This is a genomic window from Halobacillus salinus (assembly GCF_004684905.1).
In the GTDB taxonomy this organism is placed as follows: Bacteria; Bacillota; Bacilli; order Bacillales; family Halobacillaceae; genus Halobacillus; species Halobacillus salinus.
This window is the reverse complement of the sequence record NZ_SRJC01000001.1, coordinates 1,069,862-1,083,316: the sequence shown is the minus strand read 5'-3', so window position 1 is coordinate 1,083,316 and position 13,455 is coordinate 1,069,862. Positions and strand designations below refer to the sequence as shown.

The following is a 13,455-nucleotide window of genomic DNA, read 5'->3' as shown; positions in this document are numbered from 1 at the left end:
TTAGTTCACTCCTGAAACGATTCTGTCTTTCATTTCCTCCTGGATGACTTTCATATCCTCTTCCTTACCTATTGTCAGTCGAATCGTATTCGGGAGTCCTAGAGCTTCACCGGAACGAACGATAAACCCTTTCGTAAGCAAGTGTTCAAACATCTCATCACCACTGATTGGCAAGTGAACGAGAACGAAATTCGCTTGCGTGTCATAGTATGAAATGCCATTTTCATCAAAGAACTTCATCAGTTGTTCCTTATTTTCCTTATTCTTCTGTACAGATTCATGAATGAATGATTGATCATCTAGAGCGATTATCGCAGCTGCTTGAGCTACTGTAGACGTATTGAAAGGCTCGCGTGCAGGCTCCAATAGATTGATAACATCCGGATGAGCAACGCCATAACCTATTCTGAGTCCTGCAAGACCGTAAGCTTTAGAGAACGTTCTTAGTACTACTAGATTAGGATGTTCTTCTAACGCCCCCAGAGCATCAAAGGCATCTTCTGCTTCTAGATATTCATAGTAAGCCTCATCAATGACGACAAGGACATGGTCTGGGCACCGGTCTAGAACAGACCGAAGACTGGCTTTGTCTATATGGACTCCAGTTGGGTTGTTGGGTGTACAGATCCATAGTACTCGCGTTTTGTCATCCACTTGATTGACCATCTCATCGAGGTCGTGGTGACCGTCCACCAAGGGTACTTCTCGAACCTCAGCCCCTTCAATCAAAGCATTGTGACGATATTGCGGGAATGTAGGAGTTGCCATTACAGTATTAGCACCAGGTTCAAGGAAGGTGCGACAGATGATTTGCACGACCTCATCAGAACCGTTCCCAAAAATCAACTGCTCCTCGCTCACATCAATGAACTGCGCCACCTTGTTCCTGATAGCAGCAGCATAACCATCAGGGTATATTTCAAGCTTCTGAATAAGAGAAGGCAACTCTTCTTGAACCTTTGGAGAAAAACCATAAGGGTTCTCGTTCGAAGCCAACTTGACGATTCGATCCAAACCATACTCTTTTTTCACTCCTTCTATACCTTTACCTGGTTTATAGGGCTTCATTGTTTTCAAGATCTCTTTTGCCTTCATTACGATTCCCCTCTCTATTTCTTCAAATCTGGACGTAATTGTTTAGCTTGATGATGATAAATATGATGAATGGCATCCTGTGGTATATCTGTCTCTACTGTAACCATAACACGAATGCACAACGGCAGGCTCCCCGGGACTGGTATTTCCTTCATACACATTACAGGGACATGTGTCCATCCTTGCAACTGTCTGAGACACTTTGCCGGGAAAGTTGCGTCCAAATCCTCTGTTACAGAGAAATATACGGAAGCGACTTGCTCGGGCAGGATCTTGTTCTTCGTTACGAGATCTTCCATTAATTCTTTCGATTTCAGCACGATTTCCTCAGCTTCATTTCGTTCTACTGTCGTTGCACCTCTTACTCCTCTTATCATCACTGAATCACCTCATTCAAAAAACGTTCCAGTTCTGCAAGCATCTCTTCATCCCCTACCGGAACAACACATGGTTCACCAATTCCCTTAAGTAATACCATGTGCACCCGGTGATCGACGGTTTTTTTATCAACTTTCATTCTCTTTAGCAATTCAACGGGCTGAAGTGTCTGGATAGAATGAATCGGATAACCACTGCGTTCCATCCAGTTCACATAACTTCCTACTGGTAACCTGGTTGCGCCGGCTTTCCGTTCACTAAGCTGCAATGAGAACAATATTCCAATCGCAACTGCTTCCCCATGAGTAATCTTCCCATATCCAAGTTCCGCTTCTATTGCATGTGCGAGTGTATGACCTAAATTCAAAAACTTTCTGATTCCCTGCTCACGCTCATCTTTTTCGACAATTCCAGCTTTAACTTGGATTCCTTTTTCTAAATCATGAATCAACCGTGCATTTCTGACATTATCAAAGGACGTCTCAAGTAAATCCTCCAACCAGGAACGGTCGCTAAGGAGTGCATGCTTGATGACTTCCCCGTATCCAGATCGAATTTCCTTAGATGGCAGAGAATGAAGTGTCTCCACATCATAAAGCACACCGACAGGATTGAAGAAACTACCGATCAGGTTCTTACCGCGTGGGTGATTGATTCCTACCTTTCCTCCTACACTACTATCATGCGAGAGTATCGTCGTAGGCATTTGGATGAAATCAATGCCTCTTAAGTAGGTAGAAGCTGTAAAGCCTGCTAAATCCCCAACCATTCCTCCACCGAGAGCGATAATCAGAGATTTACGATCAAGGTTTACTTCTATGCACTTATCCAGCAACACCTGGTACTGAGACATGCTTTTAGATGCTTCGCCTGAAGGGACAACATGAGTGTGGACAGAGCGTCCTTGTAAACTGGTGATGACATCATCTAAATAGTGCGATGCTACTTCTTGATCGGTAATGACTAAGATCTCTTTGTAATTATCAGGTACCCACTGGTTCAGATGATGCCGGATTCCAGCTTCTATCACGACATCATATGAATGAGAGTTTGCCTGAATAGTGAGTCGTGACATTAAAAAGCTTGCACTTCTTTTCTGTAGTCATCGACCGCACGCTTCAATCTTGGGAAGTAGTCAGCTGGGAACTCTTCCGTTATCGCCTTCGCCAGTTCAAATGCAACGACATGCTCCATAACGACGGATGCAGCAGGTACTGCACAGGAGTCCGAACGTTCAATACTCGCAGAAAACGTCTCCTTCGATTCAATGTCCACACTTTGCAGCGGTTTATAAAGTGTAGGGATTGGCTTCATTACACCTTTTACTACAATCGGCATACCTGTTGTCATGCCTCCTTCAAAACCTCCGAGACGATTTGTTTTACGGTAATATCCACGTTCCTCACTCCATAGGATCTCATCGTGGACTTCACTACCATTCCTTCTGGCAGCTTCAAATCCGATTCCGAATTCCACTCCTTTGAACGCATTGATACTCATCACACTCATGGCAATCTTGGCATCTAGCTTTTTGTCATATTGGACATAAGAACCAAGTCCAGCTGGCATACCTTCTACATATACTTCACAGACTCCTCCGATCGAGTCTCCTTCTTTCTTAGCTGTATCAATCGCTTCCATCATCTGTTCTGCAGCATCCTCGTCAAAAGTTCTAACAGGTGAAGCCTCAGATATATCTCGACGTTCTTGTAAAGACAGTGATTCATCTACATCACTTACAATACCGGCAATCTCTCGTACATAGCCAGCTACTTCAATGCCAAGCTCTTTCAGTAATACTTTCGCTACAGCACCTGCTGCCACTCGAGCTGCTGTTTCCCTCGCAGAGGACCGTTCCAGTACGTTTCGCATATCGCGGTGACCATATTTCATACCACCATTCAAATCAGCATGACCCGGTCTAGGCTTTGTAACAACACGTCTCAATTTCGTGTCTTCAGCAATCGGATCTTCCCCCATAATATCTGTCCAATGCTTGAAGTCATCATTATGTACAACAAGCGTAATAGGAGAACCTAGAGTGTATCCATGACGTACACCACTTACAACTTCCACCAAGTCTTTCTCGATCTGCATACGTTTTCCGCGACCATATCCCCCTTGTCTACGAATTAAGGATTCATCTATCTGTTCTCTCAATAAAGGTAAGTGCGAAGGCACTCCTTCGATAATTGTCGTCAGTTGTTTCCCGTGAGATTCTCCAGCGGTTAAGTAGCGCATCTTGACGTTCCCTCCAATAGTCTGAATGATTCAGCAATAAATTTTACGTATTACTATATCATAAGCTTGTATGTTTGTGTTCTTCAAATATTCAAATTTTTATAAAAAGAAGCCGGAAAGCGCTTCCGACTTCTTTATTCTTACCCTTTTTGGTAAAAAAACGTATCAAATACTTCAAATTGAAACTTATTCGGGGAGAAGATTTGTTCTGTACTTCCTACAAAGAATATACCTCCACGATTTAATGAACGACTGAATTTTTGATAAATGGTGTTCTTAGCTTCTTCTGTGAAATAGATCATCACATTCCGACACACAACCAAATCACAGCCTTGTTCATATTCATCTGCAAGTAAATTGTGTTTCTTGAATGTGACACAGCGTTTTATCTCTGAACTGACATGATAGAAGGCCCCTTCTCTCCTGAAAAACTTTTGTTTAATATGGGCGGGGACTTCTTTGAGCGAGCGCTCCGGATAGATGCCTTTTCGTGCTCGCTCCATAGCATTCTCATCAATATCTGATGCCATGATTTCGATCTGACTCAACGGTAGGAACTGACTTAAAATCATAGCAAGTGTATAAGGTTCTTCACCAGTTGAACATGCTGCACTCCACACTTTGATCCGCTTCTTTCCTTGTAAAAGGTGTGGAATCACTTTATTCTCCAATATGTCAAAGCGTTGCCTATTCCGATAAAACTCAGATACATTAATAGTCATTCGATCTAGCAATTCATCAAAAAGACTTGTATCAGAAGAAATCGCTTCAAAATAGCTTGAAAAAGTCTGATACCCTCTTCGGTCTCTCAAAGACGTTAATCTACGCTTCATTTGAGCTTCTTTATATAAAGATAGATCAATGCCTGTTTTTTTATGTACTCTTTTCACAAATTCTGCGTATTCTTGTATCTGCGTCATCTTCCAAGAGCTCCTTCTCATCTATTACCTCTAAGCGTACTGTATGACAAATCGATTGTAAACATAAAAGGCGCAATATTCATGATAAAGAGACAACAATCGACACAAGTATTAGATCTTAGAATATAGCGTAGAAAATAGAAAAAAGCCGTCTGTCTAGAGACGGCTTTGCATGACCCTTATTAATATACCCATGCCAGACTTTCTTTTTGATAATCGGCAATTTCATCTTGATTGAAAAAGAGGTTGATCTCTCTCTCCGCACTTTCAGGTGAATCTGATCCATGAATGACATTTTTTCCAACTGTAACACCGAAATCGCCTCGAATAGTTCCAGGAGCCGCCTCTTGAGGCTTAGTAGCACCCATCATTTGACGAGCTGTAGCAATGACTTCTTCCCCTTCCCACACCATAGCGAATACTGGTCCAGATGTAATGAAGTCAACGAGCTCCCCGAAGAAAGGTTTATCTTTATGCTCTCCATAATGTTTTTCAGCTAGAGCATTCGGAATTACCATAAGCTTAGCACCAGCTAACTTGAATCCTTTTCTTTCGAAACGTGCAACGATCTCTCCTACTAAATTCCGTTGAACACCATCAGGTTTAACCATTAAAAAAGTCTTTTCCATGTTCTACACCTCATTTTATGTATAATGTGAAAGCGCTTTTAATAAGTGCCAAGAAAAGTCTAACAAATATTGCTATGGAAGGCAATAGGGTTAGGCTCTTCTTTTACCGATATACTTTGCAATCCCTTTCAGTGTCTGTTTGGCTCTTCCTGTTGGTAGCTGGTTCAGCGATTCATACGCTTTCTGAAGGTATCGGTCACTGAGTTCTAAAGAACGCTCGATGGAGCCGTTCGTTTTGATCGTTTCAATTAAGGGTTTAATTTTATCATGGGTGAGCGATTCCTTTTCTTCAAACAGTCGATCTAACTTTTGTTTGAAAGCGTTATCCTCCATGGAATACAACACAGGCAGCGTAATATTCCCCTGCAATAAGTCACTCCCCGCAGGTTTGCCTAGTTCTTTCTCAGAAGCTGTGAAGTCTAACACATCGTCTATAATTTGATAAGACATCCCTACATAATATCCATAATCCCATAGAGCCTTCTCATAGGAAGGTTTGGCATCAGATGCAACCGCACCAAGCTTGCAGCTTGCTGCAATAAGCAAAGCTGTTTTCCGCTTGATCCGTCTTAAGTAAGATCTTAAGTTCTGGTCCGTATCGAACTTGTCTTTTATCTGCTCGATTTCACCAAGGCATAACTCTACCATCGTCTTAGCTAACGTCTTATGAGCTCTTGGGTTTTCAAGCATAGATAAATTCTCTAGAGATCTAGCGAAAATATAGTCTCCAGTGTACATCGCAATCCGATTATCCCATCTTGACTTAATAGTCGGTTCTCCTCTTCTTAACTCTGCTTCATCGATTACATCATCGTGCACCAGCGAAGCTGTATGTATGAGTTCAAGAGATACCGCAACCGCCTTCATCCGTTCGATATCATAGGTTCCGAATTTCCCTGCCAAAAGCACAAAAACAGGCCGGATTCTTTTTCCGCCCGCTTGTAATAGTTGACTAGATGCTTCTCTTAATACTGGATTATCGGATTGAATTGTTTCGTTGACTGCCTCTTCAATGACCGCCAGATCATTTTTGAGAAAAGAATATATCATAGCTAATTTCATGAAACTTCATCCTTCATTCTTACTTTTCTCCCATGTGCATTGCAGCAACGCCGCCTGTATAAGGTTTCACTACAACAGTTCGGAAGCCTGCTTTCTCGAACATAGAGGCTAACTGTTTTTGGTCGGGAAAATCTTTCGCCGATTCATGTAACCAACTGTATTCTTGATAACTTTTAGCAAAGACCTTACCGAACAGCGGCATCACATTACCGAAGTAGAAGTAGTAAATGGACTTGAAGAATGGATTTGTAGGTTGCGATGTCTCTAAGCAAACCACCTTCCCTCCAGGCTTTACTACACGGTACATCTCATTGAGTACCTGTTGGTAATCCGGAACGTTTCTAAGTCCGAACCCGATCGTCACAAAATCGAAATGGTTATCCTCATAGGGAAGCTCCATCGCGTTCCCATGTTCAAATTCCACATGGTTCCATTTCTTCTGTAGCTTCTTCTTGATACCAACGGAGAGCATATTGACACTGAAATCAAGTCCGATGACTTTCCCCTCAGGTCCTACGGCATCAGCAAGAGACATAGTCCAATCTCCTGTTCCGCAACAAACATCAAGCACTTGATCTCCACGGGAGACTGCCATACGCTTCATGACATCCCTGCGCCATAGCTTATGCTGTTGAAATGAAATGATCGAATTCATCGAGTCATATTGATTATAGATTTTTTCAAACACGTGATGGACACGCTGTTCTTTAGTTTGTGGCTCCATATTCACCCTTCTTCCGCAATCTGTGTCTGATTGAATTGATGATGGATGCTTGAATGCATATAAGATTTCAGCCAATTGAAGTGAATTGGTAGCTGCGATACAGATGTTTCCAGTCGAATCAAATGGTTCTGCAGCATTCGCTCTATGTTATTGATTACCTGTCCACTACCATGAGCCCCCTGGCGATTCATCAGCACATCTATAAGTGGTGAGAACTTTCCTTCTAAGTAGCTTCGTTTTTCCACCATTAGTTTCTTAGCAAGCAGCCAATCGCCAGCCATATCATTTATAGCTGACTTCTGCACATATGAGGCAACTCGCTGGATAAGTAATGACTCTACTTTCTTCAAACCGTTCAGAAATTCCTGAAATGACTCCACGTCTTTATAGTAAAGTTCCATTTTCAGTTCGTTGATTTCCTTGATTGCACCAGCCAAAGTGTGAATCATTGGAATATCATCAAGTTCTGACAATAAGTAATAATAAAGACCGCTATAATAATCCCCGGCAAGAACGGTCAGTTGACGGTTTCGGACGGTTTCGCGATCATCCTCTTCATCAGTCAAAGTGACAAGGTCATGAGTATCGAGAGCAATTTGAACGAGCATGGTTGTTACAATGTATTGCTCCTTTTTTACAGCGGTTAGCCTTGTGTGGTCCATGATGGAAGACAGCAACACGAGTTTATCCTCATCGATTACTGGTTCTTGAATGAACTTGACCAAAAAAGGATGGCGAATTTTTGATACGATTTTTTCTTTAAGTTGTTTGATTTGATTATCAGTAGAGTTCAACTCGATCACCTTGTCCTTCCTAATCACTTGCCACACTTAGTATATCACATTCAGGAATGGATACGCTTCCGATGCGGCTTGATGCAAAGCTTAGTCATCGGATTCGTTCGTCATCTCACCATGACTTGTCTGGATCACAGCTTTGCCGCGAACTTTAACGGCCGAAGTATGTTCGGTGAATTGGGCGATCATCACCTCTCCACGGTCTAGTTTCTCAGAGTGGTGAAAACGAGTATCTGTTCCTCTTGTTAAACCAATAACATTGACACCATCCTCCATCGCCTTGATGACGAAGAAATCGTTGTTATTTGAACTCATCAGTCTAACCTCCTTTTGTACTACTATCTCTAAGTATATAGGGATTGTCAAAGCCTATGGATGGAATTTAGTAAGTATAGAACGATAAGTCCTACTCTCCATCCTTCCCCAAAATTATAATTGTTTATACGAAAAGAAAAAAGGGTGCAATGCGCACCCTTTTTTCTCTAGCCCTATGTAGCTATTATTTAACTGCATCTTTAAGGGCTTTACCTGGTTTGAAAGCTGGAACTTTGCTTGCAGAGATTTCGATCTCTTCACCTGTTTGTGGGTTACGACCTTTACGAGCCGCACGCTCACGCACTTCAAAGTTACCGAAGCCGATTAGCTGAACTTTCTCACCATCTTTTAGTGAATCCATGATTGATTCGAATACAGAATCAACCGCTGTTGTTGCATCTTTCTTAGAAAGATCTGCTTTTTCAGATACTGCATTGATAAGATCTGTTTTGTTCATGATATTCACCTCCTCCCGAGAGGGTTAATTTCAAGCAGGTAATTACCTACTTCAAATGCTTAATTAGTAGCCATCATTGGATGACAAGCCTTATATTAAACGAGTTTCTGAGGAAATTCAATAGAGAATCCTTTAAAAATCGCGTTACAATGCGATTTCAAAGGTGAATACCACCTCAGTTCATAAGTAGAGTACCATAATTATTTTCCCAGGGCAAGCAGCCAAAACCCTTGATATGAAAGGCTTTTGAGAGAAACTTTTATTCTTTAACGTAATATACGACAGTTTGATTCATAAACCCTTTATTTTTAATGAAATTTTTTTATGAAAAGTTATTGTTTTAGGCGATTTCAAAGGAGTTCAGCTTTGTTTTCAGGGAAATTCATCTATGTTTCACAACTCAAAAAAGATATTACGTCATCTAAAAAAACAAAAAAATAATAACGGCTCATAAGGAGCCGTTATAATATAATTGCAATCATTCCACCTGAGCCTTCATTAATAATTCGCTCAAGTGTTTCTTGTAATTTGTATCTTGCATTCTCAGGCATTAATGCGAGCTTCGCTTGAATGCCTTCTCTTACAATGGAACTTAAGGAACGCCCAAAGATGTCAGAGTTCCAGATAGACAGTGGATCCTCTTCGAAGTCCTGCATTAGATATCTCACCAATTCTTCGCTCTGTTTCTCTGTTCCGATAATTGGGGAGAATTCCGACTGGACATCTACTTTCACCATATGAATAGAAGGAGCCACCGCTCTTAATCTGACACCGAACCTAGATCCTTGACGAATGATTTCTGGTTCATCTAATGCCATCTCCTCTAAACTTGGAGCAGCAATCCCGTAACCGGTTTGTTTCACCATCTGCAAGGCATCCGCAACTTGGTCGTACTCTCTCTTCGCATGAGAGAAGTCTTGCATAATCTCAAGTAAATGGTCTTTACCCCTGATTTCCTCACCCACAATTTCTTTCAACACTTGGTCATACAGCTGTTCAGGAGCGCGAAGATCAATTTCAGCTATACCTTCGCCCAGATCCATTCCAGAGATATGTGCCCCAGTTATATGCTCATATTGATCAAAGTTCCCAATCACTCGATCAACATCTCTCAAACGTTTGATATCTTTAACTGTTTCTTCTATAGCTACTTGCAAATTGTTCCTGAGCCAATGTCTAGAATCGAGAACCATCACCCAGCTAGGTAGATTCACATTCACTTCAAGAACAGGGAATTCGAACAATGCCTCTCTTAGTACGCTTTGAACATCTTTTTCACGCATACTTTCTACGGAGAGAGCAAGTACTGGAATATCATATTTCTCTGCGAGCTCCCGGCGCAGTCTTTCTGTATTGTCATGATGTGGCTGAGCTGAGTTGATTACCATGATAAATGGCTTACCTACCTCGCGCAGCTCTTCTACAACTTTCTCTTCTGCCTCTACATAGTCCCCACGTGCAATCTCTCCGATGGTACCGTCCGTAGTTACAACTATACCGATTGTAGAATGTTCTTGTATGACTTTTTGGGTCCCTATTTCAGCCGCTTCATGAAAAGGAATAGCTTCTTCATACCAAGGTGTATGAATCATACGAGGACCATGCTCATCCTCATACCCTACTGCTCCTTTTACTGCGTAGCCTACACAATCCACCATTCGTACTCGGATATCTAAATGATCATCTAAATTAATGGTAGCTGCTTGATTAGGAACAAACTTTGGTTCCGTTGTCATGATTTGCTTTCCTGCTGCGCTTTGAGGAAGCTCATCCATCGCACGTTCTCTTTCCGATTCTTCTTCCATGTTCGGCAAGACGACGAGCTCCATAAATTTCTTGATGAATGTAGACTTACCAGTACGTACTGCCCCCACCACGCCTAAATAAATATCTCCATTCGTCCGTTTGGAAATATCACTAAAGATATCTACCTTTTCCAAAGGATCCCCTCCCAAATAATATTTCACCAACATACAAGCCTAGACAATCTAAGTCTATGATGTTGTCCTATTGAAATATGACAGAAACGATAAAAATGCCCAGGCTCCTCTTCCTTCTCTATATGTATCTAACAATCTGCAATTTCATACCACCTAAAATTATTTCTGCTTTAGAGAAGCTGCTTAAGTCCTGTTCCTCAATCAACAGTTAATATAGCAGCGGGGTTCCATCGTATGGTGGTGATAAAGAATAAGATAGAAGAATGCTGAGATCCTTGCGAGAGTTAGACTAATTCTTCAAACTAAAAAACCCCCTTCCTTAGTGGAAGGGGGTACGTTCTAGGATGCTTGATATTCACTCATGAAGATAGGCTCTCCATTTTCAACGGTGTATTCTTCAGAATATCCAGGCACAAACGGAGCATGATCCGTCAGAAGGTAACGAATATCCTGCCCAGGCTGATACTGATGATCCTGTTCGTTTAAGTATGCATATAAGTCTTTTCTGTAATCGATAAGTACTTCGCCTTGTGCATTCAAGTAAACCGGAAGCATTTTATCAGAATATGGACTGTCAATAAAAGGTTCTTCTTGCAAGCCCAATTCTTCATAATCCAGCTCGTACACACCTTTTGCGATTTGATCGCCGAAAGGAGGGAATTGATGCTCATCCTGATAGAATGTCACTTTGACCTGTAAAGACCTCAACGTCTCCGTCGTGCGCAGATCCAAGACCTTGACAGTCGGGTCTGTTTCAGGATGAATAATGACATATTGATAGTATCCGCCATTTTCGAATGATGTACCTGGCAACTCTCCCATTAAGGCTTGCTGCTGCAATTTACTAAAATCCAACTGATATTTTTGGAAAATCGGTGTATCCTGCGGTTTTGTCTTAATCGGCAATAAGCCGTTCTGCTTTTCTTGGAATTGATCTACCGCATTCTGAACGGTTTCCAACTGAATTTGGTTAGGTATTTGATTCTTCTCAAGTTCCGCATTTGGATAGAGGCACCCTGATAAGAAAAATAGTATTAAGATTAAGCTAGAAAGCTTCACCCATCTCATGATGTCTCCTCCTTCGTCATGCTGTCGGTCCACTTAAAACGATATAGAAAATGATAAGGCCTCCCACTATCATGAAAGCGTAAGCAAAAAAAGCCACGATTCCAGATAAGACGCCCGTAAGCTTATGACGACTTAAGTATATAAGTCCTACAGCTAAAAATAATGAAATGATGCCTCCAAACGAGATATACATCTTCAGCATAGATTCAGACATCATCTTTCCCCCTCTTCAACCACAAATTTACTCCTGACATTATACCACAAATCGGTCTTACTGCGTAAGGAGCCTTGGATCATGGTCGAATCAGGTCGGAGGATTTCTCACAAAAATAAACCGGAACATATCTCTATGTCCCGGCTGACTAAATAATCCCCGTTCAGCTCATGTGTAATGATTGCTGCGAGTTATTCTATGCTTTTTTTCAAAGGACTGCCTCAACAGGAGCCCAGTATTTATGAATTACTTTAAAAACTTTCCGAGAGTGTTCATGTCTAACGGCATGTTCTGGTTAATGATTGCATCCACCATTCTGTCTTCCTTCTGCTTCGAAACAGGTTTGTTTGCTACTTTAGAAAGTTGACGAATCAGCTTCCGTACGGTCTTCTCATCCGTGAAGTCAGCACTTTGAACTGAATTCGCGACTTGAAACACTTCTTCGGCGTCGATATTCGCTTTCTTCTTCAGATGATCGAATATACCTTTTTGAAAATCACTCATGAATCATTGACCTCCTCGTGCGTTGGGTTCTGGATAGTATATGCACGAGGCTCGAGATGTGTCAGTCGTTCCTTTGTTCATCCAAGATATTTGTCAGATCCTCCATCTCATGCCTTCTAATTCTGGTCATAAGTTGATCGACAACGTCTCTTGGATCTTCTTGATCAAATAAAATCTTGTATATGCCTTTCGTAATAGGCATCTCGACATTTTGAGTATTGGAAAGCTGATAGGCTGCTTTCGTTGTTCTGACACCTTCGACAACCATTCCCATTTGCTCCAAGACATCTTCTAATTTATGGCCTTGGCCGAGTTTGTAGCCTGCTCTCCAGTTCCGACTGTGCGAACTGGTGCATGTAACAATTAAATCTCCGATTCCTGTCAATCCAGAGAAAGTTAAAGGGTTAGCCCCCATAGATGTACCTAAGCGCGCTATTTCAGCAAGCCCCCTGGTAATAAGAGCGGCTTTTGCATTGTCACCATAACCTAGACCATCCGAAATCCCTGCTCCGAGAGCAATGATGTTCTTCAATGCCCCTCCAAGTTCAACACCAACTACATCCGGAGATGTATAGACCCTGAACTGGCGATTGATGAACAGATCTTGTACTGCTTCAGCTTTTTCTAACTGTTCAGAAGAAACCGTAACAGTAGTCGGCTGACGGAGACTCACTTCTTCAGCATGACTTGGCCCTGAAAGAACAACAACATCATCATACAATTCAGCCTTTAATTCTTCTCGAATCATTTCAGAAACACGTTTATAAGTCTCTGGTTCTATGCCTTTTGCGGCGTGCGTGATCGTTACAGTCTGATCTAATACACCATTCAGCTCGTGACATACCTCTCTAATAGCTTTCGTCGGCACTACAAGAACTACGTGACGAACATCTTTTACTACGCTTTCAAGGTCTGTTTCCGCCTGGATATTCTCAGGGATCGTGATTCCTGAGAGGTATTTTTCGTTCGTTCGTTTGTTATTGATTTCGTCCGCTAAAGAAGATCGGTGGGTCCAAAGACGAACGTCATACCCATTGTCTGCTAGAACAATGGAAAGAGCTGTCCCCCAGCTTCCTGCTCCTAATACAGCAACTGCTTCCATCTAGATCGT

16 protein-coding genes are annotated in these 13,455 nt (G+C 41.8%); all 16 read right to left on the bottom strand.

Annotation, left to right across the window (positions count from 1 at the left end):
* Positions 1-1,095, bottom strand: a complete 1,095-nt coding sequence (gene hisC / locus E4663_RS05945; protein WP_135326944.1) for a histidinol-phosphate transaminase — start codon at positions 1,093-1,095, stop codon at positions 1-3.
* 14 nt (positions 1,096-1,109) lie between these two features.
* Positions 1,110-1,472 carry a chorismate mutase gene (gene aroH / locus E4663_RS05940; protein WP_135326943.1) on the bottom strand — a complete coding sequence of 121 codons (363 nt, stop codon included), beginning with the start codon at positions 1,470-1,472 and terminating at the stop codon, positions 1,110-1,112.
* Positions 1,472-2,548 carry a 3-dehydroquinate synthase gene (aroB, locus tag E4663_RS05935; protein WP_135326942.1) on the bottom strand — a complete coding sequence of 359 codons (1,077 nt, stop codon included), beginning with the start codon at positions 2,546-2,548 and terminating at the stop codon, positions 1,472-1,474. Before aroB ends, aroH begins: the two co-directional genes overlap by 1 nt.
* Positions 2,548-3,714 carry a chorismate synthase gene (gene aroC, locus E4663_RS05930; RefSeq protein ID WP_135326941.1) on the bottom strand — a complete coding sequence of 389 codons (1,167 nt, stop codon included), beginning with the start codon at positions 3,712-3,714 and terminating at the stop codon, positions 2,548-2,550. Before aroC ends, aroB begins: the two co-directional genes overlap by 1 nt.
* 140 nt (positions 3,715-3,854) lie before the next feature.
* Positions 3,855-4,625: a CheR family methyltransferase gene (locus E4663_RS05925; RefSeq protein ID WP_135327577.1), complete on the bottom strand. Its 771-nt coding sequence runs from the start codon at positions 4,623-4,625 to the stop codon at positions 3,855-3,857.
* 191 nt (positions 4,626-4,816) lie between these two features.
* Positions 4,817-5,263 (bottom strand): nucleoside-diphosphate kinase, encoded by a 447-nt coding sequence (ndk, locus tag E4663_RS05920; RefSeq protein ID WP_135326940.1) that lies wholly within the window; start codon positions 5,261-5,263, stop codon positions 4,817-4,819.
* Between the two features lie 90 nt (positions 5,264-5,353).
* Positions 5,354-6,325, bottom strand: a complete 972-nt coding sequence (hepT, locus tag E4663_RS05915) for a heptaprenyl diphosphate synthase component II (protein ID WP_135326939.1) — start codon at positions 6,323-6,325, stop codon at positions 5,354-5,356.
* Between the two features lie 19 nt (positions 6,326-6,344).
* Entirely contained in the window at positions 6,345-7,049 is a 705-nt protein-coding gene (locus E4663_RS05910; protein ID WP_079479955.1) for a demethylmenaquinone methyltransferase, read from the bottom strand.
* 2 nt (positions 7,050-7,051) lie between these two features.
* Positions 7,052-7,852, bottom strand: a complete 801-nt coding sequence (locus E4663_RS05905) for a heptaprenyl diphosphate synthase component 1 (RefSeq protein WP_079479954.1) — start codon at positions 7,850-7,852, stop codon at positions 7,052-7,054.
* 81 nt (positions 7,853-7,933) lie between these two features.
* Positions 7,934-8,161 (bottom strand): trp RNA-binding attenuation protein MtrB, encoded by a 228-nt coding sequence (mtrB, locus tag E4663_RS05900; protein WP_079479953.1) that lies wholly within the window; start codon positions 8,159-8,161, stop codon positions 7,934-7,936.
* 184 nt (positions 8,162-8,345) lie between these two features.
* Positions 8,346-8,618 (bottom strand): HU family DNA-binding protein, encoded by a 273-nt coding sequence (locus E4663_RS05895; protein WP_079479952.1) that lies wholly within the window; start codon positions 8,616-8,618, stop codon positions 8,346-8,348.
* Positions 8,619-9,079: 461 nt separating this feature from the next.
* Positions 9,080-10,558 carry a stage IV sporulation protein A gene (gene spoIVA / locus E4663_RS05890; RefSeq protein ID WP_079479951.1) on the bottom strand — a complete coding sequence of 493 codons (1,479 nt, stop codon included), beginning with the start codon at positions 10,556-10,558 and terminating at the stop codon, positions 9,080-9,082.
* Between the two features lie 339 nt (positions 10,559-10,897).
* Positions 10,898-11,626 carry a hypothetical protein gene (locus E4663_RS05885; RefSeq protein ID WP_079479950.1) on the bottom strand — a complete coding sequence of 243 codons (729 nt, stop codon included), beginning with the start codon at positions 11,624-11,626 and terminating at the stop codon, positions 10,898-10,900.
* Between the two features lie 16 nt (positions 11,627-11,642).
* Entirely contained in the window at positions 11,643-11,840 is a 198-nt protein-coding gene (locus E4663_RS05880; protein ID WP_079479949.1) for a DUF2768 domain-containing protein, read from the bottom strand.
* 246 nt (positions 11,841-12,086) lie between these two features.
* On the bottom strand, positions 12,087-12,344 hold the full coding sequence (locus E4663_RS05875) for a stage VI sporulation protein F (RefSeq protein ID WP_079479948.1): 258 nt from the start codon (positions 12,342-12,344) through the stop codon (positions 12,087-12,089).
* Positions 12,345-12,405: 61 nt separating this feature from the next.
* On the bottom strand, positions 12,406-13,446 hold the full coding sequence (locus tag E4663_RS05870; RefSeq protein WP_079479947.1) for an NAD(P)H-dependent glycerol-3-phosphate dehydrogenase: 1,041 nt from the start codon (positions 13,444-13,446) through the stop codon (positions 12,406-12,408).
* Positions 13,447-13,455: the final 9 nt, after the last annotated feature.

Bases quoted from the DNA above. Each gene is read 5' to 3' on its own strand.
- hisC (WP_135326944.1), bottom strand. From the start codon at position 1,095: ATGAAGGCAAAAGAGATCTTGAAAACAATGAAGCCCTATAAACCAGGT.
- aroH (WP_135326943.1), bottom strand. From the start codon at position 1,472: ATGATAAGAGGAGTAAGAGGTGCAACGACAGTAGAACGAAATGAAGCT.
- aroB (WP_135326942.1), bottom strand. From the start codon at position 2,548: ATGTCACGACTCACTATTCAGGCAAACTCTCATTCATATGATGTCGTG.
- aroC (WP_135326941.1), bottom strand. From the start codon at position 3,714: ATGCGCTACTTAACCGCTGGAGAATCTCACGGGAAACAACTGACGACA.
- ndk (WP_135326940.1), bottom strand. From the start codon at position 5,263: ATGGAAAAGACTTTTTTAATGGTTAAACCTGATGGTGTTCAACGGAAT.
- hepT (WP_135326939.1), bottom strand. From the start codon at position 6,325: ATGAAATTAGCTATGATATATTCTTTTCTCAAAAATGATCTGGCGGTC.
- E4663_RS05910 (WP_079479955.1), bottom strand. From the start codon at position 7,049: ATGGAGCCACAAACTAAAGAACAGCGTGTCCATCACGTGTTTGAAAAA.
- mtrB (WP_079479953.1), bottom strand. From the start codon at position 8,161: ATGAGTTCAAATAACAACGATTTCTTCGTCATCAAGGCGATGGAGGAT.
- E4663_RS05895 (WP_079479952.1), bottom strand. From the start codon at position 8,618: ATGAACAAAACAGATCTTATCAATGCAGTATCTGAAAAAGCAGATCTT.
- E4663_RS05885 (WP_079479950.1), bottom strand. From the start codon at position 11,626: ATGAGATGGGTGAAGCTTTCTAGCTTAATCTTAATACTATTTTTCTTA.
- E4663_RS05880 (WP_079479949.1), bottom strand. From the start codon at position 11,840: ATGTCTGAATCTATGCTGAAGATGTATATCTCGTTTGGAGGCATCATT.
- E4663_RS05875 (WP_079479948.1), bottom strand. From the start codon at position 12,344: ATGAGTGATTTTCAAAAAGGTATATTCGATCATCTGAAGAAGAAAGCG.
- E4663_RS05870 (WP_079479947.1), bottom strand. From the start codon at position 13,446: ATGGAAGCAGTTGCTGTATTAGGAGCAGGAAGCTGGGGGACAGCTCTT.